Genomic DNA, 25,297 nt, shown 5'->3' with positions numbered 1-25,297 from the left:
CTTCTTATTTTGCCTCTAAAGCTTCCCAGCGTTCCATTTTGGCAATGGTGATCGCATCAATCTCGTCGATTCTAGCCTGCATTGCTTTGGCTTTTGCAGCGGAATCGCGATATATGGCTGGATCAAGTAGAGATTGTTGTAATTCTGTCTGTTCTTTCTCTAAAAGCGCCAGCTCTTTCGGGATGTTTTCCAATTCACGCGCTTCATTAAAGTTGAGCTTAGTGCGCGCTGCTTTAACACGTTCTGCTGGCTTGCTGTCTTTGCTGTTCACGGCTTTAGGCTCGCCGCGACTCGCTAGCATGCGCTCTTTGGCATCGATCCAATCTTGATAACCACCGACGTTTTCGATAATTTGGCCATTCGGTTCGAACACGATGGTTTGCGTTACGACGTTGTCCAAGAATGCACGGTCATGGCTCACCAAGAACACGGTGCCTGGATATTCATCCAGCAATTGCTCAAGCAATTCCAAAGTATCGATATCCAAGTCATTGGTCGGCTCATCGAGCACCAAGACATTCGCTGGGCGAGTAAATAAGCGCGCCAACAGTAAGCGATTGCGCTCGCCACCGGAAAGTGATTTTACCGGGCTGCGCGCACGTTCGGCAGGGAAGAGGAATTGTTCCAGATAGCCCATGATGTGTTTGCGCTGACCGCCGATTTCGACAAAATCATCACCTTGGCTGACTGAATCAGCAACAGATTTTTCTTCATCGAGTTGTTCGCGGAATTGATCGAAATAAGCGACTTGGATTTTAGTGCCCGCTTTCACTGAACCAGAATCAGGCTCAAGCTCGCCCAAAATCATTTTCAATAGCGTGGTTTTACCCGCGCCATTCGGGCCGATCAAACCAATCTTGTCGCCGCGTAAAATGCGGGTGCTAAAGTCTTTAATGAGCACTTTATCGCCGTACGCTTTGCTGACGTTTTCCAACTCAGCCACAATCTTGCCACTACGATCGCCCGCTTCAACTTGGAATTCCACTTTACCTAAGCGCTCACGGCGTTCAGAGCGCTCACGACGCAATTGTTCTAGACGGCGTACACGGCCTTCATTGCGAGTGCGGCGCGCTTTCACGCCTTGGCGTATCCAAACTTCTTCGGCTGCGAGGTCTTTATCAAATTTCTTGTTATTGGTTTCTTCTTGCGCGACCAGTTCTTCTTTTTTCGCTTCGTAAGCGGCGAAATTACCTGGGAAGCTGGTGATATTCCCGCGATCAAGCTCAATCACGCGATTGCTGACGTTATCCAAGAAACGGCGATCATGGGTAATAAACAGCACACTGCCGCCAAAACCTTTGAGCATGGTTTCTAACCATTCAATGGCGCTGACGTCCAAGTGATTGGTTGGCTCATCGAGCAAGAGCACTTGTGGCTCAGTCACCAAGGCGCGTGCGATGGCAACGCGTTTTTTCCAGCCGCCTGAAAGTGCTGAAATCAGCGTTTCTGGTGGTAGATTCAGTTGTGACATCGTCGTTGAAATCAAGGAGTCCAAGCGCCAGCCGTCTTGGCTTTCGAGTTCGTGCTGAATGTCGGTCAAGCGATCTAGACTTTCTTGCGTGTCGTCGAGGTGATCGAGCGCGGTGTGATAGTCGATCAGAATTTGGCGAATATTACCTAAGCCTTCAGCAACGGCTTCAAATACCGTGTGCTCAGGGTTGAGCATGGGCTCTTGGGGAACAAAAGCCATTTTGGCATTGTCAACCAAACGAATTGTGCCTTCGTCGAGTTTTTGTACGCCGGCGATAGCTTTAAGTAAAGACGATTTGCCTGCACCATTGCGGCCAATTAAACCAACCCGTTCGCCAGGCTCTAAAACGAGGCTTGCGCCGTCGAGTAGCGGCCAGTGACCAAAAGCAAGGTGGGCGTTTTCAACCAGTAACAAGGGCATGACAGACTCTTTTTGTGCGATTTAAGTGGGGGATTATACGGGTGAGTTGGGACATTCGTGTGATAACGCTTAGAATCATGCCAATCAAATTTTGGAGACGCAGGATGAAGGGTATCGCCCTGTGCCTTGTTTTTATGTGTTTTTCCTCGTTTTCGCTCGCGCAAAAGACCTCATCACATCCGACGAAAGTCAATGCGGCGCAAGCAAAAAGCACGCATCCCGCTTTGAAAGCCAGTAGTGCTTTGGCCGAAGCGGGGGAGTACGACATCAACAACCCGCCGAGCCGAATTCGCGTTTTGGTGGGCTTGGGGGCGTCGACTTATTTTTTGAAAGATGGTCGCCCACACGGTTTGGAATACGCTTTACTCAGTGGCTTTGAGGGAGAACTCAATCGCAATCGTGCCAAAGGATTGCCACCGATTCGCTTGCAATTTATCCCGATGGATGCGGGTGAATTAATTCCCGCTTTGCTTGCTGGTAAAGGCGATATTGCTGCGGGTTTGATTCCTGTCACTGAGGGCGCGCGCTCGATTGTGTCTTTTTCTGAGCCGTATGCACAGGATGAATGGTGTTTGCTTGGACCGAAAGACGGGCATATTAGCCGCTTTGAAGATCTGGCTGATCAGCCTGTGATTTTGGGGTCGGGAAGCTTAGGCCGACGTCTGTTGGACGCTCGGCCAGAGTTAAATGTCAGGCTTGAAGAAATGCCGTTGGGTATGTCGGTTGAATCGCACTTGGCTGAAATCAATGCGGGGAAAGTGGCCTATACCTTGGCCAGTAAAGTGGTGCTGAATTTATGGGCTGAGCGCTTTAAATCGTTGAAAATTGGCTCGTGTATTAACGAAAAAATCCCGTTGACTTGGGCTGTTCGGCCATCTAATGATGCATTGTTGGACACTTTAAATCGCTATATCGCTAGCAAAAAAATGCCTATCGAACGATCAATTAAGCTCACGCAGCGCTATTTGCCACTTGATGCAAAAGCCGCCCGCTCGGAAGCGATTGCGCCTTTGGATAAATTGGGATTTTTTATGCCAATGTTTCAAACGATAGCGGCGGCGAATAATCTGGATTGGATGCTACTGGCCGCAATCGGGCAAAAAGAAAGCAAATTTAATCCAGTGACACGTAAAAACGGCCCGACTGGCGTGATGCAAGTGAATCCATCCACAGCACGCGCAATGGGCGTTAGTGATCCGCATGGCAATGAAGGCAATATCACGGCGGCGGCAAAGTATCTCGCTTACTTGCGCAAAATGTATAGCCAGCAAGGTATTTCTGAAGATAATCAGTTGTATTTTATGATTGCCGCCTATAACGCTGGTGAAGGGCGCTTGCAGCAAATTCGCCGCAGCACCAAAGCGCAGGGTTTAGATCCTAATGTTTGGATCGGTAATGTCGAAAAAACCGCGATGAGCCATGTGAGTAAAGGCATGGTGGATTATGTTTCGGCGGTGAATCGTTATTACCTGGCCTATCAGTCGGCAGAAAAAACAACGACTAAACGCGCCAGCAGTGCTGCGGGCAAAAAATAGCCAATCCGCGTTGATACCATTTAATTTGTTCGTAGCTTAAGCAAGCCTCTAGCAAGGCATAGTTACTCAGCCGAATCACTTTTTCCTTCGCTGTGAGTGGTTTGAAATGCGCTAGGGGTATATCATTGCAGACATATAAACGTAATGCCTATGTGTTAATACATAGGTAGTGTATTTTTTCACCTAGATTGCTGTGTGTTTTCCACAATCTAATTGGAGACTGAATTATATCAATGGGGCAGCCCCCATTTTCTTGCATCCTTGTTGAACCTTATTTATGTAGGTTAAGTACAGCTTGCTGTTTTTAGACCTCGTTATAAAATTTTTGTACGACTTATTTAAGCTATTTTCCTGTTTTTTATCATGTTACTGCGGGTTGATCCCGCGTATTGTTGGCTTAAGTTTTTTTTGCCATTCATTGGAGATTTAAAGTATGCAATGCGGTACTAAAATTGTAGCAACCCTCGGCCCTGCGTCGAATGATCCAGCGGTGCTGGAAAGCCTCATTGTTGCGGGCGTGAATACGGTTCGTTTGAATTTCTCGCACGGCACGGCGCAAGACCATACTGATCGCGCCGCTTTGGTGCGCTCAATTGCGGCTAAATTAGGCAAATCAGTTGCCGTATTGGCTGACTTGCAAGGCCCAAAAATCCGTGTTGGTAAATTTGAAAAAAATAAAATCGAGCTAAAAAAAGGCGCGAAATTTATTCTGGATGCCGAATGCGAATTGGGTAACCAAGACACCGTGGGTCTGGATTACAAAGAATTGCCAAATGATGTGGAAGCGGGCGTTGAATTGCTCCTTGATGATGGCAAAATTCAATTGATCGTTGATTCAGTCGTTGGCGCTAAAGTATTCACAACCGTAACGGTTGGCGGTATTTTGTCGAACAACAAAGGCATTAACCGCAAGGGCGGCGGCTTGACTGCGCCCGCGTTGACTGCGAAAGACATGGAAGACATCAAAACCGCAGCGGCTTTGCAAGCTGATTATGTTGCGGTGTCATTCCCGAAATCGGCTGCTGATATGTATATGGCGCGCACTTTGCTTCGCGCTGCCGGTGGCCATGGTGGTTTGATTGCCAAGATCGAGCGCACTGAAGCGATCACGAATCTGGAAGAAATCCTTGCTGCTTCTGAAGGCATTATGGTTGCACGTGGCGATTTGGCGGTTGAAGTGGGCGATGCAACCGTACCTGGTTTGCAAAAGCGCATGATCAAAATGGCACGCAAAATGCACAAATTGACCATCACTGCGACGCAAATGATGGAATCAATGATCGAAAGCCCAGTGCCTACGCGGGCTGAAGTGTCTGATTGCGCCAACGCGGTATTGGATGGCACGGATGCGGTGATGTTGTCGGCTGAATCGGCTGCGGGTAAATACCCACTGGAAGCTGTTCAAGCGATGGCGCGCACTTGCTTTGAAGCTGAGCGTTCTGGTGAATCCAAAATGGACGCTGAGTTTGATAAAGTGACTGACTTCTCGAAAATCGACGAAGCTGTTGCGATGTCTGCACTCTATGCCGCCAGCAAATTGCCAATCAAAGCGATTGTGTGTATTTCGCATTCGGGCGCATCAGCACTGTGGTTGTCGCGTTACAATACTGGCGTGCCAATTTATGTGTTCACGCAAGAATTGAATACTTACCGCAAATTGGCCTTGTTCCGCCACGTTCGCCCTGTGATGATTGACGCCAAAATTGGCGCTGATCGTGAAGAGCAGTTGGCCTACGCGCAACTTGAATTGCTGCGCGCTGGCGTAGTGGTTCCAGGTGACAAATTGGTGGTGACTTTGGGTGTGCATAAAACGGGCGTTGGCTCAGGTGCAAATACCATGCGTATCGTGCAAATTGGTACTGGTTCGCGTTAATATCGCGTCCTGTCTTGCACAAACCGGCCTGCGGGCCGGTTTTTTGTTTTTTTAGTCAGTACAAAATCGTTTTTTAACGTCGGTCCTTTTAAATTGAGTGTATCGACGCAAGAATGATTAGCACTGGCTACAGTTATTTTTTAAAGAAGGAAGTTTCCATGACTCAAGAACTGATTCGCCTTTCCAAACGTATGGTCGAGCTGGGCTTGTGTTCGCGCCGTGAGGCGGATGAATTGATTGAAATGGGCCGCGTTACCGTCGACGGTAATGTGGTTGATCAATTAGGTAGCCGAGTGAGTGCGGAGCAAAAAGTACAAGTTTCGTCGATGAAAATGTCGGTGCATAAGCAACCTGACCGCGTCACTTTATTACTTAATAAACCTGTGGGTTATGCTGCATGGCCAGAAGCTGAAGGTAAAGCTTGGGTCGATTTACTGACCAGCGAGCAGCGCGATGCACAAGATAAAACCGGCTTTGTTTTATTGAAAAAACATCTACCCCATTTTCAAGTGCCGTGCGGCTTAGATACCACAGCAAGTGGTTTGCTGGTATTGACGCAAGATGGACGTTTAGGCCGTTCTTTGGCGACGGAAAATGAGCAGGAATATTTGCTGTGGTTTGATGGCGAGTTATCTGCCGATGCGCTGAAATTGATGAATAGCCGCACTAAATTTGATGGTCAGCTATTAAAACCCTACAAAATTACGCGTCAAAGTGATCAGCAATTGCGTATCGTCATGCGCGCGGGTTTGCCTGAGTTTTTGCCAGCGCTGTGTGAATTGGTTGAAATCCAGATGCGCTCGTGTAAACGAATCCGAATTGGTCGAATTGCATTGTCCAGTTTGCCCGAAGGCAATTGGCGCTTTTTGTTAGGGAATGAGCGATTTTAAGGGTATTGCTCTGTGGGCTTTATTTTTAAGTTAATACAGAGCAATACATTGGGTGTGTATTTTGTACTGTTGCTGAGTTAGTCTGCTTTATTGCCGAGCATTACCCGAATGACGCGATTAAACGCTGTAATCCATTCAGCGGCAAATTGTCGATCCGACGCATTGATTTCGGCAATGGCGCGCAAAATAGAGCGTTGCTGCCCACGATGACTGTGGCGCAGCAAAATCGCATCGAATGCATCAATAATGGCCAGAATTTTGGCGCCATCGCAAATCTCCGCGTGTTTGAGTTGATTTGGGTAGCCGCTGCCATTGGGTTTTTCATGGTGCTGCATCACCATATTGGCGGCGTCTTGCCAGCCGATCATGCGTGCAGCCAGGCCTGCGCCCCACATTGGGTGTTGCTTCAGTTTTTCGCGCGCGCTGTCGTTCAGCACTTCCACTTGTAACCATGAAGATTCAGGTAAAAACATCATGCCGATGTCGTGCAAATACACGGCGGCTTCAAGCTGAATAGGGTCAACGCGGCTGCCGGCGGCTTTATTGGTTTCTAGCGCTAATTCTAAATTACGCGCGGTGCGGCCTTGAAATAGCGGCGAGCGGGTTTCCAATTGCAGCGCGAGTTGATGGAAAAAATTCAGATCTTCGTGCCGTTCGGCATTATTGCGTGCTGCGCTATTGGCATCGCGTTGCGGTAAAACGCTGAGACCAGGCCGAAAGCCGGTAACCGCTTCGATTAGACGTATTGCACTGGAGTCTATATTTTCTATAGGCTGCTGAGATATACCCTCTAGTCCTAATGCCAGCGCAGGTAAGGCTAGCGCTTCAGCGGATTCATTGTCACTCAGCAACTCAATGGTTTGTTCGAGTCGATCCAAAGTGAGCAAAATGACTTCGGCCAATAGATCGCTGAACGGCAGTTCCCCCGTGCGCATTCGCCCGAGCAGCGTTTCGACGCCATGTACCAATGGAATCACAAAGGGGAGGCGGCACAGCCCTGCATCGCCTTTGATATTGTGGAATAAGCGAAATAGCCGCGTAATGCGGCTGAGGTCTTGCGGCGCTTGCTTTAGTTCGGCGAGTAGGGCTTCGATTTGTGGCGCGGTATCGACCAGCGCATCCCGAAAATCGGTAAAGGCATTCCAATCGACGACTTGTGGCTTATCGAGTCCAGTAGTTTCCATGAGGCTGAGCTGACCTTTATTTAATTACTCGGGCAAACGTTGAGGGCAGAGCGTAGAAGCCGTAGGCCTAGATTAGGTACGGCTAGTGAAGCGCCAACTTATTTGCAATCACCAATCCGCTTTGCGCTGCCGCGTAGTGTCATCGAGTGATTTTCGGTTTTGATGAGGTGCTGATACTGATAAGCATCTCGTGCGTCGTTAAACTGTATGGTGCTATGCATCTTACTCGGATGCGGCTTGCTACAAACCATATCCATCGTGACGATGTTGCCATTGTCGCTAATTTGCGGTTTGTCACAGTGCTGCTGGGGTTTTTGCCCCATTTGATGCCATTGGTTGAGTTGTTCTTTGTTGATGCAAAACGTCATGCTCATCGTGCCCGCTTTGGGATCAATTTTCATCCCGGATTTTTGCATTTGTTGTAACGCTTCAGGTTTCATTTGTTGAAACATGGCTTTTTGCTCGGCCGGAATTTCGCTGGTGCTTTCCCATAGTCCAAGTTGTGGATTGAGTGCGGCATTACAATAAGCACTGCTGAAAATGCAGGCGACAATGGATGATTGCAACGCTAAACGAAACATAATGCAGTTCCTTATAAAAAAGATATTTTGTTTATAGTTCGTGACCGAAGCGAAGATAATGTGTTTTTTTAAGTTAAACGCAAAAGTTTTATGATGTCGTGCCAATGTCGTAGTGAGTGCGGCAAGCGAGACCGCGATGTAATAAAATTTTTGCTGATTGAGTTAAGAGGTGTGATATGGATGAAGGAGAAGTACTCAGTTTGTTGCAAACGCGAGTTTTGGGTGTGTTGATAGAAAAACAACAAACCGTACCGGACTCGTACCCCTTGACGCTCAATTCGCTATTGGCAGGATGCAATCAAAAATCCAGCCGTGATCCAGTGCTAGAAGTGACCGAGGGTGATGTGGCAGTGGCTATTGATGAATTGCGCGCTTTGGCGATGGTGAGCGAAGTCAGTGGCAGCCGCGTACCGCGTTATGAGCATTTGCTGGGTCGTGCCTTGCAGATCCCTAGTCAATCAGTCGCTTTGCTGGCTGTGTTGATGTTACGTGGCCCACAAACAGCGGGCGAGTTGCGTCTTAATTGCGAACGCTTGCATCGTTTTGCTGATATTTCGGCGGTAGAAGGCTTTCTGGATGAATTGGCAGGACGTGAAGCTGGCGCTTTAGTCGTGCAAATGCCTAAGCAAGCAGGTGCGCGCGAAGCACGTTGGGCGCATTTACTAGCGGGGGAGGTGCAAGTTGAACGTGCCACAGTGCCCGTTGCTGGATTAGCTGAGCGAGTGACAGCACTAGAGCAAGAAGTCGCGGAGCTAAAGCAATTCTTAGCTATTTTACTGGCGGAACGCCCTGATTTGTCTTAGTCAGCTGATAAATTAAGGGTGAAAATTGCCGATTCGCTTCTTTTTGTCGGAAAATGATAAATAATGCTTGCCAGCAAGAGCGCACTCAGCGAATATACGTATCGCAGGATCTTCAAGTAGTGGATGTGTGTGATGTAGTGGCCTTGCCGTACCGCAGTGCTTCATTTCCCTTGATTTTCGTGCTTTATATTTATTTTATTTTTAGGGAAATACAAAATGGCTCAAGGTACAGTTAAGTGGTTCAACGATTCTAAAGGTTTCGGTTTCATCACTCCAGATGAAGGCGGCGAAGATTTGTTTGCTCACTTCTCACAAATCAATTCTGCAGGTTTCAAAACCTTAGCTGAAGGCCAAAAAGTTTCGTTTGACGTGACTACTGGTCCTAAAGGCAAACAAGCTTCTAACATCCAACCAGTTTAATTATATAAACTTGGTCTGTTGATGTAGACAAAAACCCAGCCTTAGCTGGGTTTTTTTACGTCTGTAGATCAGCAAAAGTTTGTTGTGTTCTTATTGCCGTACTTGATGATGGCTTCTACGCCTTACTATGCAACTTTTTTCCGAGTTTGCTGCGATTTAAGTTTTATTGGTTTTCAGGATTTTTGCCCTGCATGCCTTGGTAGTAATTGCGGATGATGAGCATATCTTGCGCAATATCGCCGCTAGGATAAAATACGGGTCCGCAGCCGCCTGTTTTGGTTTTGAAATCAATATATCCAAAAACAATCGGTACTTGAGCTTGCAGCGCAATATAGTAAAAGCCAGTTTTCCAGTGCTCGACTTTTTTGCGCGTGCCTTCGGGCGGAATAGCGACGATCAATTGCTCGCTCTGCTGATAAACTTCGGCCATTTGCTCGACCAGCGAGTTGGACTTGCGCCGATCAACGGGAATGCCGCCCAGCCAGCGCGCCAAAGGGCCTAATGGCCCGACAAACAGACTATGTTTACCCATCCAATAGACTTTTTTTCGCCCGATAAAGCAAATCGCCAATCCAATTGGAAAATCCCAATTGCTGGTATGTGGCGCGGCAATTAATACATACTTGTCGATCTGGGGAAAATCCCCCACCACTTTCCAGCCGATTAACTTAAATAACATTTTCGATACGCCAGGCATCACATGACGGATGATCGGCGTATCAAAGATGGTGCGCTGCATTATTTGCTCAAACCTGCTTGTAGCAATTCAGCGATTAGATCGTTCAGCGCAATATCGCGCTCAGTGCAGCAATCGTGAAGCTGTTTCACTAAATCTTGATTGAGTTTGCAAGCGAAAGGAACAAGACCTTTGGCTTGATCGAGTTTACGCTGCTCCTTTTTATCGAGCACGCTGCCAGCGGCTTGACCAAAACGAGCTGGCGCATTGGCTGCGCCCAAATCGTTATGCAGTTTTTCGGCTTTACGTTTTTCTAATTCAAATTTTTTCATCGACATTGCATAGTTTCCTTTTTAAGCGCGGCTATTATAAGGCTTTGCGCCTATTGTATCGCTGACATTTTGTTTGAATGGTCGGTGCAGGCTATGAATCTAGTATTAATACGTAGTATTTCCCATTTGAAATAAGAAAAACTGAGCATAGCCAAAGTTTTAGGCGATGGTTCTTGTTACAATCAGCCCTTAAGTAGTAAAGCAAAAGTTTTCTTGCATCGTTGTCTCGCCTTGTCGTACTTGATGTACTGTCTGCGGCTTGCACGCCTTGCCATAAAACTTTTGCACGATCCCTTAATAAAATTCATTCGCCCCTACGGAGAAAGCACATGGCTAAGCTGTTTATTGAAGACCTTGATCTTGCAGGTAAACGTGTTTTGATTCGCGTTGATTTTAACGTGCCAGTTAAAAATGGCGTGGTTGAAAGCGATAAACGCATTCGTGCCGCTTTGCCAACGATTCGTTATGCATTGGGCAAAGGCGCATCGGTCGTATTGATGTCGCATTTGGGTCGCCCGAATGGTCAAAAAGTTGAAAAATACAGCTTGGCACCTGTTGCTGCGCGCCTGACTGAATTGCTCGGTAGCCCTGTTGAATTTTTGAATGACTGCGTTGGCGCTGAAGTTGAAGCGGCTTGTGCGGCTTTACCAGCAGGTAAAGTGGTGTTACTCGAAAACGTACGTTTCCACATCGAAGAAGAAGGCAAAGCGAAAGACGCAGACGGTAATAGTGTTAAAGCTGATTCAGCCGCAGTTGCCGCATTCCGCGCTAGCTTGAGCAAATTGGGCGATGTGTTTGTAAACGACGCATTTGGTACTGCGCACCGCGCGCATTCATCGATGGTTGGCGTTGATTTACCACGCGCCGCCGGTTACTTGCTGAAAAAAGAACTCGATTTCCTCGGTGAAGCCGTGAATAAACCAGTGCGCCCACTCGTTGCGATTATTGGTGGATCGAAAATTTCTGGCAAGATCGATGTGATTCAAGCTTTGCTACCTAAAGTAGACAAGCTCATCATCGGTGGTGGCATGGCGTTTACTTTCTTGAAAGCGCAAGGCTTTGAGATTGGTAAATCTCTGTGCGAAAACGACAAAGTCGATTTGGCGCGTGAATTGATGGCGCAAGCGGGCGACAAGCTCGTTTTGCCAAGCGACACGATGGTGACGCGTGCCTTGAACTTTGATGCGCGGACTTTGGATGGCTTGGTTGAAGTTCAATCAACCGCAATCCCAGCGGATCAAGAAGGTGTGGATATCGGCTCGGCAACGCGTGCAACGTACGCTGCGATCATCAAGTCAGCCAAAACTGTATTGTGGAACGGCCCGATGGGTGTGTTCGAGATCGATGCATCTGCAGAAGGCACTTTCGCCGTTGCGCACGCACTGGTTGAAGCTACAGCCAATGGTGCAATTACGATTGTCGGTGGCGGTGATTCGGTGGCTGCAGTTGAGAAAGCTGGCTTGGAAGACAAAGTAAGCCACGTTTCAACCGGCGGCGGTGCTTCGCTTGAGTTTTTAGAGGGCAAAGCTTTGCCAGGCGTGGATGCATTAACTGATAAATAAGTGGGTATAGCTTTCTAGGATTTATTTCATAAAGCTTAGAAGTAAATACCCATAAAAAAGCCGATCGTGTGATCGGCTTTTTTGTGCGCTGTAGTTAGCTTATTTACGTAACTGAGCCGACCAAACTGCCAATGCGGCTAATTGCGCTTTGATGCCGTCTTGAATTTTTTCATCGGTGAGATTGCCATCGGCATCAAATTGCCCTGCGAAGGCATTGGCGAAAACTTCTGGTTTATTGAGTGGATGAATGTCAGTGAACACGAAGACTTGGCGCAAATGGTATTGCGCGCGCGATGTGCCCATGCCGCCGCCAGCGCCCATAATTGCAGCGGCTTTACCGCCCAGCAATGCATTGTTCGGTGTGCGAGAGGCCCAATCAATGGCATTTTTTAGCGCCGGAGAAATCGAATAATTGTACTCAGGGCCGCCAAAAATAAACGCATCAGCCGCTGCAAATTGCGCCAGTAAGACTTTCACTGCTGCAGGTGGCTCGGTGATATCCGAATTATAAAAAGGCACTTCGGATAAATCAGCGATTTCAATACTCATCCCTTCGGGTGCATTGGCTTGGGCATAGCGCAGCAGGCCTTTATTGCTGGATTTGGCGCGTAAGCTGCCGCAGAGGGCGAGGACTTTAGTGCTTGGCATTGTTTGGGATTCCTTTTGGATTGATGTGAATGAGTAAAGAACAAGTCTGCTACATTAGACAGCATAAACGATTACATTTTTTGTGCAAATTAACAGTGCAATACTTGCTAATGGCTGAATGATTGCATTCAGTATGGGCGGTATTGATAGGTATTGCCTTAAAAGCTTTATAAATTATGATCTGTATTGATATACCTTTATATATTTGATTGAGGCGCCATGAGTAAAAGTACCCCGCAGCAAAAATTGACCGTGTCCCCAGCGGCTTCTTTAGCTGTGCGCTATTCGGCGCGCAGTATTGAGCTGGCCTCGTTGCTGTTGGCTGGGCTCGCAATCTGGTGCGCGCTGCAGTTTCGTCTGGTTCCCGCTTTATTTGCTGGGATGATGGTGTTTTTATTGATTCACGCTTTGGCCAAACTCAGCTTAGGGCGTTTATCTTCGATCTGGAGCAAATGGCTGGCCTTAGTATTGATTGTTTCGGTGATCACCTTGCTGCTTTTGCTGAGTGTGCTCAGCCTGTCGGCGATGCTTAAATCCGATACTGGCTTGATTGCGCTGCTTGGCAAGATGGCCCAGATTATTGAAGAAGCTAAAGCGGCGTTGCCGCTCTGGTTAAGTGCGGGTATGCCTCATACCGTAGTCGGCATGCAAAACGCGCTGGTGGCCTTGCTGCGCGAGCATTCAACTGATATGCAATTGGCAGGGAAAAACGTAGGTGTGTTGCTGATTCATTTGCTGGTGGGGGCGATCATTGGCGGCATTGTGGCCTTTAACGAAGTCATCAAAGAACGGGTGCACGGTGTATTGAGCCTAGCCTTGCTGGAGCGGCTGCATCTGTTTACTGAGTCGTTTCGCAAAGTGGTGTTTGCACAGATTAAAATTTCGGCCATCAATACGAGTTTTACGGCGGTATATTTGGTGATTGTTTTGCCGCTGATGGGCGTACATTTGCCATTTTTGAAAACCATGCTGGTACTGACTTTCTTGCTGGGGCTACTGCCCGTCATCGGCAATTTGCTATCCAATGCAATCGTCATTACGGTGAGTATGTCGCATTCATTTCATGTGGCGATGGGTTCTTTGGTGTTTTTAGTGCTGATTCATAAAGCAGAATATTTTCTGAATGCACAAATTGTCGGTACGCAAATCAAGGCCAAGGCCTGGGAATTATTGCTGGCCATGTTAGTGATGGAGGCGATTTTTGGTTTGGCGGGTTTGGCGTTAGCACCGGTGTTGTATGCCTATCTCAAAGCCGAATTACGCTTGCGGAATCTCATCTAGCTGGAGTTGGGCGGACTATTTCTTGCTTACACGCTGAATCATTCTCTATAAAGAAGAGATATTTTCCGTGGATGTCACAAGATGAGTTCGTTCTATGAACCAAGCGATTTACGTACTTTGCTGATTGAGCCTTCCCTAGTGCAAAGCAAAGTGATGATAGCGCGTTTGGCTGAGCTGGGAATCTCGGATGTACGCCGGGTCGAGACGGCACAAACCGCACTGGAGTTGCTGATTCCACTCGGCGAAAAATCGCCGAATCTCGTGCTCAGTGCGCTGTATTTGCCTGATATGAGCGGTATTGAATTACTCACGCTGTTGAGGAATGACAGCACAACTCAAGACCTCGCATTTATCCTGATTTCCAGCGAAACTCGGCCACAAGTGCTAGAGCCTGTGCGACAACTGGGCGCGTGTGCGATTTTGCCTAAACCGTTTAGCAGCGAGCATTTAAATAATGCACTGATGATGACACTGGATTATCTGACGGTAGATCATTCACTGGATCAGCATGAAGTCGATCTGGAATTTATCCGAGTTTTATTAGTGGATGATTCGCGTGCGGCGCGCAACTATATGCGTAAAGTGCTGGAAAACATGGGCATTCGCAATATCACCGAAGCCGAAAACGGCCACGCGGCAAAAGCACTCTTGGAAGAAAACACTTTTGATATGCTAATTACTGACTACAACATGCCGGAAATGGATGGCAAAGAATTGGTCGAATATGTGCGTACGCAAAGCTGGCAAAGCCATATCCCTATTTTGATGGTGTCATCCGAAACCGATCATGGTCGTCTGGCGGCGGTGGAGCAGGCGGGTGTTTCTGGTATTTGCGATAAACCATTCGAGCCAGCGATGGTGAAGTCTTTATTAGAGCGGGTCTTAACATCGCATTAAGCGATGTATACGCTGCTATTCATTTAAAAATAAAGGCTCCAGCCTTATACATCCCCGGATAGTTTTTTGCTACGGCAAGTGAATATTTTTGTAACCTGGTTGTTAATTTTACGATTTTTATTACGTATTAAAACTACGAAAAATCCAGTCTGCAAGGTATACTCAAAGGCATGCGATGAGTCGAATCGTATTCGCTTTGGAGAGCGCATGATGAGTAAAAATATGCATCGAATTGTGGTCGTGGGTGGTGGTGCTGGCGGTTTAGAGCTAGCAACTAAACTGGGTCGAACGCTGGGCGCAGCCAAGCGTGCCAAAGTCATTTTGGTCGACGGCTCGGCGACGCATATTTGGAAACCCTTGCTGCATGAAGTGGCAACGGGGGCGCTCAATACCGGTGAAGACGAAGTTAATTATTTTGGTCACGCTTGGCGCAATAGCTATCAGTTTGAGTTTGGCTGGATGGCGGGCGTGGATAGGGAACGAAAAGTAATTCAGATTGCCGCCGTGAAAGATGAATCAGGCAAAGAGATTGTTGCACCGCGTGAAGTGGCTTACGACACTTTGGTGTTAGCGCTGGGCGCGATTGCCAATGATTTTGGCACGGCGGGGGCGCAAGAGCACTGCATGTTTTTGAATAACCCCGTTGATGCCGAGCAATTGCGTAAAAAAATCCTGTCCCTATCATTTGCGGTGGGTATTTCTGGCAATGCGGTACGAAAACTCAATATCGGTATTGTGGGTGGCGGCCCGACTGGCGTTGAGCTGGCGGCAGAAATCGATCACACGATACGAGAAATGCATATTTACGGCGCTGAGCTTAGCCCCGCGCAACTTGAAATCACTATTATCGAAGGCATGCCACGTATTTTAGCGGGCGCGCCCGAATCCTTATCCGAGTACGCCACCGAATCGCTTGCCAAGCGCGGGATTTTGGTGGCGACCAATAGTCGCGTCACAGAAGTGAAAGACAACGGTTTTGTGTTGGCTGATGGTCGTTGTATTGAAAGTGATATTCGGGTTTGGGTTGCCGGTGTTAAAGCTGCCGATTGGTTGACGACGCTGGGTTTGCAAACCAATCGCCTTAATCAAATCGAAGTTACCAGTACGCTGCAAACTTTAAGTGATAAAAATATCTACGCGCTGGGCGATTGCGCAGCGTGTTCACCGAATGACGATGGCGTGCTGCTGCCCGCTACGGCGCAAGTGGCGCACCAGCAAGCGGAATGGTTGGCCGATGCATTACAGCGGCAATTATCGGGGAGTAGCGTGCAAGCCTTTGTGTTTAAACCGCAAGGCATGATGGTGTCGCTGGGTAAACATACTGCAGTGGGTAGCTTGGCGGCGATTGTGGGGCCACAGCGCAATTATTATGTCGAAGGGCGCGGTGCCAAATTGATTTATGCGTCTTTGTACCGGATGCACCAAGCCGCTGTGCATGGTTGGATTTTGACTGGACTTTTATGGATTGGCGACAAGCTGCGACGTGTCGCGCGGCCGTCACTCAAATTGCATTAAAAAAAGGGAGCTTTTGCTCCCTTTTTGCTGCGGCTTAATTGCGTGGCAATTGGATATTGTCTAGTGCTTCCCACAAGGACGGTGCGGCTTCTGGATTCCAGTTGGCACCGCGTTCCGCGGTATGTGCTTGGCGAACGCGGTAGCTGCGGCCGCGATATTCAACAATCTGTCCTTGGCGATAGCGTTTGCCTTCTTGCCAACTGAAACTTGGTTGATTCATTTTAAACGGTGCCCACAAGGACGCTGCGGCCTCGGGATTCCAATTTGCACCGCGCTCTGCATTATGGCCTTGCAGCGCTTTATACGTGCGGCCGTGATAATGCACGACTTCGCCTTTGCCATAATAACGGCCTTCATGCCATGGACTGGCGGCGAAAATTGAGCTGCTGATTAAAAGTAAGGGAAGAATAACTTTGCTGGCGAGAGACATAATTCACACCGATTTGATCTGAGGTGTGCAGTGTTGCACGCGTTTGCTGAATCAACAATGAACTAACTTACAATCCAGACGGTTAGCGCGGCAGTTAGCCTTTAAGCCATTGTTTTTGCAATGAAATAACTTTGGCGTATACTTAAATTGCATCTTAAAGGAGCGCATTGTGACTGATGTCGGCGCGGTTTCTTCGACTTATGCGGGCTTGGCGGCGAAAGGCGCTGCGACAAGCTCGGCCGTGCCAGCCGAAAATCCAAGCGGTGCTGGGCAAGTTGATGCAACAGGCAAGCCACTGAGCAATGAGCAGATCGCACAGATACGGCAATTGGCCGCGCGGGATCGCGAAGTACGCCAGCATGAGCAAGCACACTTGGCGGCATCAGGTGGCTTGGCGAAAGGTGGCGCGAGTTACAGTATGCAAAAAGGCCCAGATGGCAAAAATTATGCGGTCGGCGGCGAAGTGAGTATTGATACGAGCCCGGGCAAAACGCCGGAAGAAACTTTGCGAAAAGCCCGTATCATTCAGGCTGCAGCTTTAGCGCCAGCCGATCCCAGTGGTCAGGATCGTTCGGTCGCTGCAGCAGCGCAGGCGATGGAACTGCAAGCGCAACAAGACATCGCGCAGCGCAGCCCACAGCAACAAAAACTGGCTGAGCAGTATTCAAATAATGATGTGCCGCGTTCAGGCTTTCAAATTAGTGCTTAGATATGAATATGGGTATATCAAGCTAGCTCTTTTTGATCAAAGTCTGGCTTGATATACCCATTGATGTCGTTCAGGATTTACTCAGTTTTAGTGGCTTTTTCCGCCGACACTCAAAATTGTTTTGCCATACACTTCATTCAAAACTTGTGCCATCGCGGCATAAATCGCAGCGCTACCGCAAGCGATACCAACCACACCCGCAATTTGTTTAATCACGGCGATTTCAGTGAAATCACCTAAGGCGAGCAGCGCGAACAGTAGCGTCAGTGAGCCAAAAACAAATTGTGAGACTTTGTCCATTTTCAGCGTGCCAACAAATAAGAAGGCCGTGAAAATCCCCCACATCAACAAGTAAGCGCCCATTGCGCTGCTGCTTGCCGCTTCTGCCCAGCCCAATTTTGGCAATACCAGCAGCCCGACTAAAGATAGCCAGAAAAAGCCGTAGGAGGTGAACGCGGTGGTGCCAAAGGTATTGCCTTTTTTCCATTCCAGAATGCCGGCAATCACTTGCGCGATGCCGCCATAAAAAATGCCCATCGCCAAAATCATCGCGCTATTGCCGAATAGACCCAAGTTATGCAAATTGAGCAGCACCGTGGTCATACCAAAGCCCATTAAGCCCAGTGGGGCAGGGTTGGCTGTGAGGTCTTTCTCGGCAATCAGTGTAGGGGCCGTCATCTTGCGATTCCTATGAGTGTAATTAGAGCTGTTTTATACAGGGGCGCAATGATAAAGGATTTGCAGCGCATCAATAAATAGCTGAATGAGGTTTATTTTTCAATTTAACGGCAGCGGCGACGGTTTCTGATGCTTAAGCTGACCGAGATTGATGATAAGCATGCCAACTGTTGAGCGCATAAATGAATAGCGCCAACCAAATCAGGCTAAATCCGATCAAACGTTCGACGCCAAACGCTTCGTGAAACACAAATACGCCGATGAGCAGCTGTAGTGTTGGGCCGGTGTATTGCAAAATACCGACTAAAGACAGTGGAATACGCCGTGCGCCTGCTGCAAACAGCAGCAAAGGAATGGCCGTAATTGGGCCTGCCAGCATAATCAGCACTTGGGTACTCAAAGGTGCATGAACGGCGGCACTTTGCCCGGTGAGCAGCAGCCAGAACAACATCCCCAGCGCTAGCGGAAATAAAACCAGCGTTTCAAGGGATAAACCTTCTAAAGCACCCAATTGCGCGGTTTTGCGTAGCAGACCGTACAAGCCAAAAGAAACGGCTAAAATCAGCGCAATCCACGGTAAATGCCCCGCTTGCCATGTCAGCCAAGCGACGCCTGTGCTGGCGATTGCAATCGACAGCCACTGGATTTTATTCAGGCGTTCATGCAAAAACACCACGCCGAGTAGCACATTAATCAGCGGGTTAATAAAATACCCCAAGCTGGCATCCACCACGCGCCCCGCATTCACCGCCCAGATATAGGTGTACCAGTTGCCAGCAAGCAAAACGGCACTCAGCACAAATAGCGCGATGAGCTTGGGTTGTTGAAGCGCGGGTCTGAGCCATGCCCAGCGGCGTTTAAAAATTAAGACGCAGGCTAAAAATGCTAAAGACCAAATAAATCGGTGTAGCACGATTTCTTCGGCCGGAATGCCGTGCAGCGCTTTGAAATACAGCGGGAATAAACCCCAGATCAAAAAGGCCAGCAGGGTGTAGATGATGCCGGTTTGCATTAGAGACGCCATAGGGGGTGAGCCGCCTAGTTTAAGCATTTCACCCCAAGGTCGATAGGCGGATTATCCTAATTGACCGAGTGCGGCGAGTTCGCGAATTTTGCGTATGGTATCAATATCCATTTCGCGCCAAGCGGATTTAAGAAACTCAAGATAGTGCGCAGTTTCTGGATCGGGAGTATCTGGATGCGGCGTAATATAGGTAAAGCGGACAAATAGCGCTTCAGGGCTAGGCTCTTCGATTTTCATAATCATTTGCCCACCACCATGATCCTTACTGGCGGCGGTGTGGTAATGCACTTGCGTTTCATGCGTGTAATTGATTTTGTCTTGCACGGTGAGCTTGCCCATGACCATTTGGCGTTGCATCCAATCTTCGCCACGCTCAACAATGGTGACGGCATCGACGTGATCCATAAACGCCATCGGTGATTCGGCGCGATAAACCAAGCCTTGCCACAATTGATTGCGAGTTAAAAAGGGCGATAGCGCTTGCTTATGGTCATTAATTTGGATCAGGTGTTCAAATTGCATGATGCGACTCGGCTGAGGTAATCATTCGATTATAAGCTGATTCCTTGCCGGAATGCGCTTGACGAGTACAAACGAGGCCTGTACTATGCGCCCTCTTCGCAGTAATCAGCCTTTGATTGCTGCCAGTGCGCCCGTAGCTCAGTTGGATAGAGTATCTGGCTACGAACCAGAGGGTCGGGCGTTCGAATCGCTCCGGGCGCACCATTTCCCCTTTCAAAGTCCCACCTTATTCATTTTTCATTTCTGAACGTAGATGTATTTTGCATTAGCCGCAGCACGGCACTTCAAAAAACGTTCTTTACATGATTTCCTTACTGATTTTAGTTGTTTCCTCGGTGATCCGCGTTTATGCTGAACTGCTTGTACCTTGGAACTTCTCAGTGTGATACTTTCCTTTAAAACACGTGTGAAACGCTTGTATTCAGCCAATCGTTTAGCTTGGCGTTTGGTCGCTGCCGTTTGTGCGGTCGGCCTTGTGGTGACTGTGTTCCTGACTCTGGTCTTGCTGCAGGTTGAATATAATCGAGGGTTAGAAAAGGCACGTGCTGATTTGCGGACTTTGGGCAAAAGTGCTGCTCCACAGTTGGCGAGTAATTTATGGCTGGTGAATACCGAAGCGGTTCACGGGCAATTACATTCCTTGCGGCAAACTCGAGTGGTCGATTTTGTTCAGCTCATTGAAAACGATGGCCAAATTTATACGTCGGGTTTCGATATTCAGAAAGACCACAACACCCTTACCGAAGTCTTTCCGATTGTCTATTTGCATCCGCTGACCAATAAAAATGTCAATCTGGGCCAGCTGAGCCTAACGGTTTCATTGCGTGATTTTAAAAACCAGCTATTCGATCAATTCTTGCGCTTGCTGCTGCTCGAAGGCCTCGGCATGTTTGCTGCTGCACTGTGTTTTTTGATTTTGTATCATCGCTTGATTGCTCGGCATTTGGGGCATATTGCCGAATACACCAGCCAACTTAATTATAATTTGCTGGCTGCACCGCTGCGCTTATTTCGGCCCACGCAAGAGGATGAATTACAAACCTTGGTGAATGCATTTAATCAAATGCGAGTGAATTTGCAGCGCGGTGTCAAAGAGCGCGAAGAGGCGCAGCGTGCTTTATATGTTGAAAAAGAGTTGGCCGAGATCACGCTCATTTCGATCACCGATGCCATTATTACGACGACTCCTGATTTCAAAGTGAAATTGCTCAATCCTGCTGCGGAAAAATTACTCTGTTGGACTCAGTTTGAAGCGCGTGATTTGTGTATTAGCGAGATTATTTGTCAGGGTGGTGAGCTGAGCGCGGATGTCTTTTTGTCGATGCTACATCACGCACGTGAGCGTAATAAGGCTATTGCGCGGCAAACCGTCGCGATGGTGAATCGGCGCGGTGAGCAATTTACCGTTGAATATGCAATTGCACCGATTGGCGATCAAGATGGTCAAGTTGAAGGGATGGTGCTGGTGCTGCACGATGTGACCGAGTCGCAAGCATTGACTGAAAAACTCGCTTATCAAGCCGACCATGATTATTTAACTGGTCTTACTAATCGGCGTGGTTTTGAGCGAGCTTTAATTGCGGCGCATAAAGCCGCGACAGAAATGAATCAGCCGCATATTTTAATGTTGCTCGATTTAGATCAATTTAAATTAGTGAATGACACCTGCGGGCATTTGGCGGGGGATGAGTTACTGCGCTTGGTGACTAATCTTTTGCAAGGACTAATGAGTTCGGCCGATAGTTTGCTTGGGCGTTTGGGCGGCGATGAATTTGGCATTTTAATTTCGGGCGAGCAGCTCAATGAAGCACAAACGCTGGCGGAACGAATTTTGCATGCGCTGGCGCAGTTTCGTTTTGTGTGGCAAGGCCGTCCGCACGGTGTGACGGTGAGTATTGGTTTGGTCACGATTGACGCGCATTGCGTCAGCGCGCAAGAGGCGATGAGTCAAGCTGATATAGCCTGCTTTGCCGCCAAAGATGCAGGTCGGAATCGCTTGAGCTGGTACAGCCGCGACGATACTGATGTGCAAGATCGGCATAATGAATTGCAACTCTTGGCGACGCTCAAAGAAGCCATCGAAGAAAATCGCTTCCAATTGTATTATCAAAAAATAGAGCCATTTGACCGTGAACTGCATCAGCTGCCACACTATGAAATTTTATTGCGCTTAGTCGATGCAACAGGGCGAATTATTCCGCCTGGGGCGTTTATTCCGGCAGCAGAGCGCTATGACATGATGGCTTTGATTGATTGCTGGGTGGTTGAGCATAGCCTGCAGTATTTGGCACAATGCAAAGCGGCTGGCCGCGCCTTGCCACAGTTGGCTATTAATTTATCAGGCAAGTCGCTGAATAAAAAAACGCTGATCTTTATTTTGCAGCAGCTTGATTTAACCGGTGTTTCGCCGATTAATGTGTGCTTTGAAATTACTGAAACGGCGGCGATTTCTAATCTAAAAGAATCATCGATGTTTATCGAAACCTTGCGTGCGCGCGGCTGCATGTTCTCGCTGGATGATTTTGGTAGCGGCTTTTCTTCGTTTAATTATCTAAAAACGCTGCCGGTTGATTATTTAAAAATTGACGGCAGTTTGGTGACCGATATTGTAGAAGATAAAGTCAGTCGGCAAATGGTGATTGCGGTGAATGAAATCGCACACAGTTTAGGCTGCAAAACAATTGCTGAATTTGTTGAAACTGAAGCGATCTTGCAAGTGCTGGAAGAAATCGGCGTTGATTTCGCGCAAGGTTATCATTTTGGCAAACCAGCGCCTTTGCTTTAATGAGTTAGAGAACATAAAAATAGCCCGAATAATTCGGGCTATTTTTTTGCTAAGCATTGATCTCTAACGATTTAATTCAATCGATTCCAGTTTCGCGTTGCATTATTGAAGAAACCAGAGTCCCGATACGCTTTTTCAATTAAGCCTTGTTCGCGTAGTTTGGCTAAACCTGAATTTAATGATTTAGACACATCATTGCCAATTGGCGATGCTTTGCTCACAAAGAAATGACGGCTACCTTGTAGGCCGACTTTGACATTCAAAATGGGTACTAATTTGTGCCCGTTCACATCCATCGATAAGTCAGGCGTCGGCTGAAAAGGCGCCAGCAGCACATCGGCGCGTTTTTTTGCCAGCATACCCACCATAGAATCCCAGCTCTGGGTTTTGAGGATATTGGCAAATTTCAAACTTTCTAGCGTTGCCACATCCGGTTTCCAGCTTTCCGCTACGACGGCGGTGAGCTTTTGAATTTGCGGCAAAGTTTTGGAGAGTCGTGCATCGACATTGCTCGCCGTAGTGTAAAGACCAGCTTCGAACTCGCCTTGGCGTATCGTTGGTTCGCTGATATACACTTTGTCGTTGATCTGCTTGAGGTCAATCAGCCAAGCGCTATTGCCGCCGACCGTAGCTGAACCTGAGGTGATTTCTTTGATAAAGCGGCTGTAGGAATCGCTGGTGTTATCTACTTTTACGATTTTGATTGGATAATTATTGCCACCGGCTTTTAAGGCTTGCTGCACCAGAACCAGCTCGACCACATCACGGCGTGAACCTGGCCCGCTGTATTGCGTTAGCGTGAGCGGGTCGCGGCCATCAATGAATTTTTGATAATCATTGTAAACATCTTGCTGCGTCAGAATCGTAATGGTTTTCTCTTCGGCAAACCCCGCCATGCTGAGCGTCGCCAATGAGATTGCGAGGGCAGCGAGTTTTATTTTAAGCATGTCCAGCCTTCATCGCTTTGTAGTCAGATTTGCTTATCATGGCAAGCTGTAAGAAAAATGGCAAGCGTCACTTGCTGAGCGTGTTAAATAGGCATTCACTATGAGGTGAATGAATTCTCTTGATTTGACACACTTCGCCCCGATGTTTAAGGTAGCCTCACCTTTTAAGTCCACACTATTGGAGCAAACATGTCTGTACTCGTTGCGAAACAAGCCCCTGATTTTACTGCAGCCGCCGTTCTTGGCACTGGCGAGATCGTTGATAACTACAATTTGAAAGCCGCTACTGCGGGTAAATACGCGGTACTTTTCTTTTACCCACTCGATTTCACTTTTGTTTGCCCATCAGAATTGATTGCTTTTGATAATCGTCTGGAAGAATTCAAAGCCCGCAATGTTGAAGTGATCGGCGTATCGATTGATAGCCAATTCACGCACGCTGCATGGCGCAATACGCCAGTGGAAAAAGGCGGTATCGGCCAAGTGGGTTACACACTTGTTGCGGACTTGAAACACGAAATCGTTAAAGCTTATGACGTTCAATTGGAAGACAGCGTTGCATTGCGCGGCTCATTCTTGATCGACAAAGAAGGCGTGGTACAACATCAAGTCATCAATAACTTGCCATTGGGTCGTGATATCGACGAAATGTTGCGCGTCGTTGATGCTTTGCAATTCACTGAAGAGCACGGTGAAGTTTGCCCAGCCGGTTGGAACAAAGGCAAAAAAGGCATGAAAGCCGATGCGTCTGGCGTGGCTGATTACCTTGCTGAGCACGCTGAAGCGCTGTAATTCATGATGCTTCGCTGCTAAAGCCAAACCCTGCGTTGATCGCAGGGTTTTTTTATGCCATTTTTTTCTACTGAATGCCTTTATAATTGCCGCCATCCTATGGCTCAAAACATCCGCAGAGAATCCATGTCACAACACGTCATTGCCCCGCCGCAAGCAGGCACTAGTCCGCAAGCTTGGTATCAATCCTTGGCGAGCCAAGATGGTTTTATTCGCGACGAATCCCAAGCCGCAGCGATCGCCAAGCTAGAAGACTTGTGGCAACAATTGGTGGTGTTCAAACAAAAGCGCAATCGCCTATTTGGCAAATCCCTGCTGCCGATGCCAGATCTACCACGCGGCCTGTATTTTTGGGGTGGCGTAGGGCGTGGCAAAAGCTTTTTGATGGATGCGTTTTACGCGGGACTGCCATTCAAACGCAAAAAACGCCTGCATTTTCACCACTTTATGCAGCAAATTCATAAAGACCTGCGCGCGCAGCAAGGGCAAAACGATCCGCTCGGTAAAGTCGCCGATCAATGGGCGAAAGCGGTGCGCGTGCTGTGTTTTGATGAATTTCATGTGTCCGACATTGCCGATGCGATGATTTTGGGGCGTTTGATGGAGCAGCTCTTTGCGCGTGGTGTCGTGCTGGTGACGACATCCAACTATCCGCCCGATGGCCTGTACCCGAATGGCCTGCAACGTGCCAACTTTCTGCCGACTATTGAATTGCTCAAAGCCAAGCTGGACGTGCTGAATGTCGATGGCGGGCAAGATTTCCGTCTGCGCACACTCACCGCCGCGCGTACCTACTTGTTCCCGAATAATGCTGAGAACGAACAAGAACTGGCCGAGCTATTTGCCAAAATGGCGACGGCGCATGATGAGTCGACGCAAATTACAATCGAAGGCCGCAAGCTCAAAGCACGGCGTTGTGCGGGCGGGGCGATCTGGTTTGATTTTTCAGTCTTGTGCGGCGATGGTCGCGGCCAAGCCGATTATTTGGCGCTGTCACAGGAATATCACACGGTATTTCTATCGGGTTTGCCCAAGCTCAACGCTGAGCAAAGTAATCTAGCGCGCCGGTTTACGTGGCTGGTCGACGTGTTTTACGATAACCGCGTGAAGCTAATTATCGCCGCCGATGTGCCGGTTGAAGAAGTCTACGTTTCTGGTTTGCAAGCTAGTGAATTCTTCCGCACCGCCAGCCGCCTGACTGAAATGCAATCGAAAGAATACCTTGCACTCGCGCACCAAACTTTGGCGCAACAGACGGCTGGGGTGGTGGAGACTTAAAGTTACTTGCGATAGTGGAGTACTAATACTGTGAGCATTGCACT

The 25,297-nt window shown here is 48.2% G+C and carries 24 protein-coding genes and 1 tRNA gene; 14 read left to right on the top strand and 11 right to left on the bottom strand.

What is annotated here, in order from left to right:
* Window positions 1-4 precede the first annotated feature (4 nt).
* Window positions 5-1,891, bottom strand: coding sequence for an ATP-binding cassette domain-containing protein (locus Q320_RS0103075; RefSeq protein WP_027467792.1), 1,887 nt, complete (start codon window positions 1,889-1,891; stop codon window positions 5-7).
* A gap of 104 nt (window positions 1,892-1,995) precedes the next feature.
* Between Q320_RS0103075 and Q320_RS0103070 the strand changes: the two genes are divergently transcribed.
* From Q320_RS0103070 to Q320_RS0103060, 3 genes are all read left to right on the top strand, one after another.
* Complete coding sequence (locus Q320_RS0103070) at window positions 1,996-3,426, top strand: MltF family protein (RefSeq protein ID WP_027467791.1); 1,431 nt, start codon at window positions 1,996-1,998, stop codon at window positions 3,424-3,426.
* Between the two features lie 433 nt (window positions 3,427-3,859).
* Complete coding sequence (pyk, locus tag Q320_RS0103065; RefSeq protein ID WP_027467790.1) at window positions 3,860-5,299, top strand: pyruvate kinase; 1,440 nt, start codon at window positions 3,860-3,862, stop codon at window positions 5,297-5,299.
* 158 nt (window positions 5,300-5,457) lie between these two features.
* Complete coding sequence (locus tag Q320_RS0103060; RefSeq protein WP_027467789.1) at window positions 5,458-6,189, top strand: pseudouridine synthase; 732 nt, start codon at window positions 5,458-5,460, stop codon at window positions 6,187-6,189.
* A 77-nt stretch (window positions 6,190-6,266) separates the two neighbouring features.
* Here the strand turns inward: Q320_RS0103060 and Q320_RS0103055 are convergent, their stop codons facing one another.
* Together Q320_RS0103055 and Q320_RS0103050 are read right to left on the bottom strand one after the other, a co-directional pair.
* A complete protein-coding gene (locus Q320_RS0103055) occupies window positions 6,267-7,373 on the bottom strand; it encodes an HD-GYP domain-containing protein (protein ID WP_027467788.1) in 1,107 nt (368 codons plus the stop codon).
* 98 nt (window positions 7,374-7,471) lie between these two features.
* Window positions 7,472-7,954, bottom strand: coding sequence for a DUF3617 domain-containing protein (locus tag Q320_RS0103050; RefSeq protein WP_027467787.1), 483 nt, complete (start codon window positions 7,952-7,954; stop codon window positions 7,472-7,474).
* A 176-nt stretch (window positions 7,955-8,130) separates the two neighbouring features.
* Between Q320_RS0103050 and Q320_RS0103045 the strand changes: the two genes are divergently transcribed.
* Window positions 8,131-8,757 carry a YceH family protein gene (locus Q320_RS0103045; RefSeq protein ID WP_027467786.1) on the top strand — a complete coding sequence of 209 codons (627 nt, stop codon included), beginning with the start codon at window positions 8,131-8,133 and terminating at the stop codon, window positions 8,755-8,757.
* Between the two features lie 216 nt (window positions 8,758-8,973).
* Entirely contained in the window at window positions 8,974-9,177 is a 204-nt protein-coding gene (locus tag Q320_RS0103040; protein ID WP_027467785.1) for a cold-shock protein, read from the top strand.
* Between the two features lie 163 nt (window positions 9,178-9,340).
* Here Q320_RS0103040 and Q320_RS0103035 read toward each other — a convergent pair whose 3' ends face one another.
* Together Q320_RS0103035 and Q320_RS0103030 are read right to left on the bottom strand one after the other, a co-directional pair.
* Window positions 9,341-9,916, bottom strand: coding sequence for a lysophospholipid acyltransferase family protein (locus Q320_RS0103035; RefSeq protein WP_027467784.1), 576 nt, complete (start codon window positions 9,914-9,916; stop codon window positions 9,341-9,343).
* A complete protein-coding gene (locus tag Q320_RS0103030) occupies window positions 9,916-10,191 on the bottom strand; it encodes a hypothetical protein (RefSeq protein ID WP_245590957.1) in 276 nt (91 codons plus the stop codon). The genes Q320_RS0103035 and Q320_RS0103030 overlap by 1 nt, the downstream gene beginning before the upstream one ends.
* Window positions 10,192-10,514: 323 nt before the next feature.
* On the opposite strand from Q320_RS0103030, the gene Q320_RS0103025 reads away from it, so the two are divergent.
* Complete coding sequence (locus Q320_RS0103025; RefSeq protein WP_027467782.1) at window positions 10,515-11,747, top strand: phosphoglycerate kinase; 1,233 nt, start codon at window positions 10,515-10,517, stop codon at window positions 11,745-11,747.
* Window positions 11,748-11,846: 99 nt separating this feature from the next.
* Here the strand turns inward: Q320_RS0103025 and Q320_RS0103020 are convergent, their stop codons facing one another.
* Window positions 11,847-12,395 carry an NADPH-dependent FMN reductase gene (locus Q320_RS0103020; RefSeq protein WP_027467781.1) on the bottom strand — a complete coding sequence of 183 codons (549 nt, stop codon included), beginning with the start codon at window positions 12,393-12,395 and terminating at the stop codon, window positions 11,847-11,849.
* Between the two features lie 219 nt (window positions 12,396-12,614).
* Between Q320_RS0103020 and Q320_RS0103015 the strand changes: the two genes are divergently transcribed.
* From Q320_RS0103015 to Q320_RS0103005, 3 genes are all read left to right on the top strand, one after another.
* Window positions 12,615-13,676, top strand: coding sequence for an AI-2E family transporter (locus Q320_RS0103015; protein ID WP_156938961.1), 1,062 nt, complete (start codon window positions 12,615-12,617; stop codon window positions 13,674-13,676).
* A gap of 81 nt (window positions 13,677-13,757) precedes the next feature.
* Window positions 13,758-14,573, top strand: a complete 816-nt coding sequence (locus Q320_RS0103010) for a response regulator (protein WP_027467779.1) — start codon at window positions 13,758-13,760, stop codon at window positions 14,571-14,573.
* 207 nt (window positions 14,574-14,780) lie between these two features.
* Complete coding sequence (locus Q320_RS0103005; RefSeq protein WP_051534413.1) at window positions 14,781-16,088, top strand: NAD(P)/FAD-dependent oxidoreductase; 1,308 nt, start codon at window positions 14,781-14,783, stop codon at window positions 16,086-16,088.
* 34 nt (window positions 16,089-16,122) lie between these two features.
* Here Q320_RS0103005 and Q320_RS0103000 read toward each other — a convergent pair whose 3' ends face one another.
* The gene (locus tag Q320_RS0103000; RefSeq protein ID WP_027467777.1) at window positions 16,123-16,518 is read right to left on the bottom strand and encodes a carbohydrate-binding protein; all 396 of its coding nucleotides are present in this window, start codon (window positions 16,516-16,518) and stop codon (window positions 16,123-16,125) included.
* Between the two features lie 169 nt (window positions 16,519-16,687).
* On the opposite strand from Q320_RS0103000, the gene Q320_RS18215 reads away from it, so the two are divergent.
* Entirely contained in the window at window positions 16,688-17,227 is a 540-nt protein-coding gene (locus tag Q320_RS18215; RefSeq protein WP_051534412.1) for a putative metalloprotease CJM1_0395 family protein, read from the top strand.
* An 87-nt stretch (window positions 17,228-17,314) separates the two neighbouring features.
* Here Q320_RS18215 and Q320_RS0102990 read toward each other — a convergent pair whose 3' ends face one another.
* The 3 genes from Q320_RS0102990 to Q320_RS0102980 form a co-directional block, all read right to left on the bottom strand.
* The gene (locus Q320_RS0102990; protein ID WP_035852020.1) at window positions 17,315-17,905 is read right to left on the bottom strand and encodes an acetate uptake transporter; all 591 of its coding nucleotides are present in this window, start codon (window positions 17,903-17,905) and stop codon (window positions 17,315-17,317) included.
* A 133-nt stretch (window positions 17,906-18,038) separates the two neighbouring features.
* Window positions 18,039-18,917, bottom strand: a complete 879-nt coding sequence (gene rarD / locus Q320_RS0102985; protein WP_027467775.1) for an EamA family transporter RarD — start codon at window positions 18,915-18,917, stop codon at window positions 18,039-18,041.
* Between the two features lie 63 nt (window positions 18,918-18,980).
* Window positions 18,981-19,451 (bottom strand): SRPBCC family protein, encoded by a 471-nt coding sequence (locus tag Q320_RS0102980; protein WP_027467774.1) that lies wholly within the window; start codon window positions 19,449-19,451, stop codon window positions 18,981-18,983.
* A gap of 127 nt (window positions 19,452-19,578) precedes the next feature.
* On the opposite strand from Q320_RS0102980, the gene Q320_RS0102975 reads away from it, so the two are divergent.
* Window positions 19,579-19,655: transfer RNA gene (locus Q320_RS0102975), tRNA-Arg, on the top strand.
* Between the two features lie 202 nt (window positions 19,656-19,857).
* Window positions 19,858-22,236 carry an EAL domain-containing protein gene (locus Q320_RS18210; protein ID WP_051534411.1) on the top strand — a complete coding sequence of 793 codons (2,379 nt, stop codon included), beginning with the start codon at window positions 19,858-19,860 and terminating at the stop codon, window positions 22,234-22,236.
* 71 nt (window positions 22,237-22,307) lie between these two features.
* On the opposite strand, the gene Q320_RS0102965 is transcribed toward Q320_RS18210, so the two are convergent.
* Entirely contained in the window at window positions 22,308-23,183 is an 876-nt protein-coding gene (locus tag Q320_RS0102965) for a type 2 periplasmic-binding domain-containing protein (RefSeq protein ID WP_027467773.1), read from the bottom strand.
* Between the two features lie 189 nt (window positions 23,184-23,372).
* On the opposite strand from Q320_RS0102965, the gene Q320_RS0102960 reads away from it, so the two are divergent.
* On the top strand, window positions 23,373-23,975 hold the full coding sequence (locus tag Q320_RS0102960; protein WP_027467772.1) for a peroxiredoxin: 603 nt from the start codon (window positions 23,373-23,375) through the stop codon (window positions 23,973-23,975).
* Between the two features lie 126 nt (window positions 23,976-24,101).
* A complete protein-coding gene (gene zapE, locus Q320_RS0102955) occupies window positions 24,102-25,253 on the top strand; it encodes a cell division protein ZapE (protein ID WP_027467771.1) in 1,152 nt (383 codons plus the stop codon).
* The last annotated feature ends 44 nt before the right edge of the window (window positions 25,254-25,297 follow it).

The sequence above is a fragment of the Deefgea rivuli DSM 18356 genome, from assembly GCF_000620145.1.
Taxonomy (GTDB): Bacteria; Pseudomonadota; Gammaproteobacteria; order Burkholderiales; family Chitinibacteraceae; genus Deefgea; species Deefgea rivuli.
This window is presented reverse-complemented; position numbering and strand designations above follow the sequence as displayed.

Coding starts and splice junctions, on each gene's coding strand:
- Q320_RS0102960 (WP_027467772.1), top strand. CDS start 23,373: ATGTCTGTACTCGTTGCGAAACAAGCCCCTGATTTTACTGCAGCCGCC.
- Q320_RS0103045 (WP_027467786.1), top strand. CDS start 8,131: ATGGATGAAGGAGAAGTACTCAGTTTGTTGCAAACGCGAGTTTTGGGT.
- Q320_RS0103020 (WP_027467781.1), bottom strand. CDS start 12,395: ATGCCAAGCACTAAAGTCCTCGCCCTCTGCGGCAGCTTACGCGCCAAA.
- Q320_RS0103035 (WP_027467784.1), bottom strand. CDS start 9,916: ATGCAGCGCACCATCTTTGATACGCCGATCATCCGTCATGTGATGCCT.
- pyk (WP_027467790.1), top strand. CDS start 3,860: ATGCAATGCGGTACTAAAATTGTAGCAACCCTCGGCCCTGCGTCGAAT.
- Q320_RS0103070 (WP_027467791.1), top strand. CDS start 1,996: ATGAAGGGTATCGCCCTGTGCCTTGTTTTTATGTGTTTTTCCTCGTTT.
- Q320_RS0103005 (WP_051534413.1), top strand. CDS start 14,781: ATGATGAGTAAAAATATGCATCGAATTGTGGTCGTGGGTGGTGGTGCT.
- Q320_RS0103015 (WP_156938961.1), top strand. CDS start 12,615: ATGAGTAAAAGTACCCCGCAGCAAAAATTGACCGTGTCCCCAGCGGCT.
- Q320_RS0103030 (WP_245590957.1), bottom strand. CDS start 10,191: ATGTCGATGAAAAAATTTGAATTAGAAAAACGTAAAGCCGAAAAACTG.
- Q320_RS0102965 (WP_027467773.1), bottom strand. CDS start 23,183: ATGCTTAAAATAAAACTCGCTGCCCTCGCAATCTCATTGGCGACGCTC.
- Q320_RS0103075 (WP_027467792.1), bottom strand. CDS start 1,891: ATGCCCTTGTTACTGGTTGAAAACGCCCACCTTGCTTTTGGTCACTGG.
- Q320_RS0103050 (WP_027467787.1), bottom strand. CDS start 7,954: ATGTTTCGTTTAGCGTTGCAATCATCCATTGTCGCCTGCATTTTCAGC.
- rarD (WP_027467775.1), bottom strand. CDS start 18,917: ATGCAAACCGGCATCATCTACACCCTGCTGGCCTTTTTGATCTGGGGT.
- Q320_RS0102980 (WP_027467774.1), bottom strand. CDS start 19,451: ATGCAATTTGAACACCTGATCCAAATTAATGACCATAAGCAAGCGCTA.
- zapE (WP_027467771.1), top strand. CDS start 24,102: ATGTCACAACACGTCATTGCCCCGCCGCAAGCAGGCACTAGTCCGCAA.
- Q320_RS0102990 (WP_035852020.1), bottom strand. CDS start 17,905: ATGACGGCCCCTACACTGATTGCCGAGAAAGACCTCACAGCCAACCCT.
- Q320_RS0103010 (WP_027467779.1), top strand. CDS start 13,758: ATGAGTTCGTTCTATGAACCAAGCGATTTACGTACTTTGCTGATTGAG.
- Q320_RS0103060 (WP_027467789.1), top strand. CDS start 5,458: ATGACTCAAGAACTGATTCGCCTTTCCAAACGTATGGTCGAGCTGGGC.
- Q320_RS0103040 (WP_027467785.1), top strand. CDS start 8,974: ATGGCTCAAGGTACAGTTAAGTGGTTCAACGATTCTAAAGGTTTCGGT.
- Q320_RS0103055 (WP_027467788.1), bottom strand. CDS start 7,373: ATGGAAACTACTGGACTCGATAAGCCACAAGTCGTCGATTGGAATGCC.
- Q320_RS0103025 (WP_027467782.1), top strand. CDS start 10,515: ATGGCTAAGCTGTTTATTGAAGACCTTGATCTTGCAGGTAAACGTGTT.
- Q320_RS0103000 (WP_027467777.1), bottom strand. CDS start 16,518: ATGTCTCTCGCCAGCAAAGTTATTCTTCCCTTACTTTTAATCAGCAGC.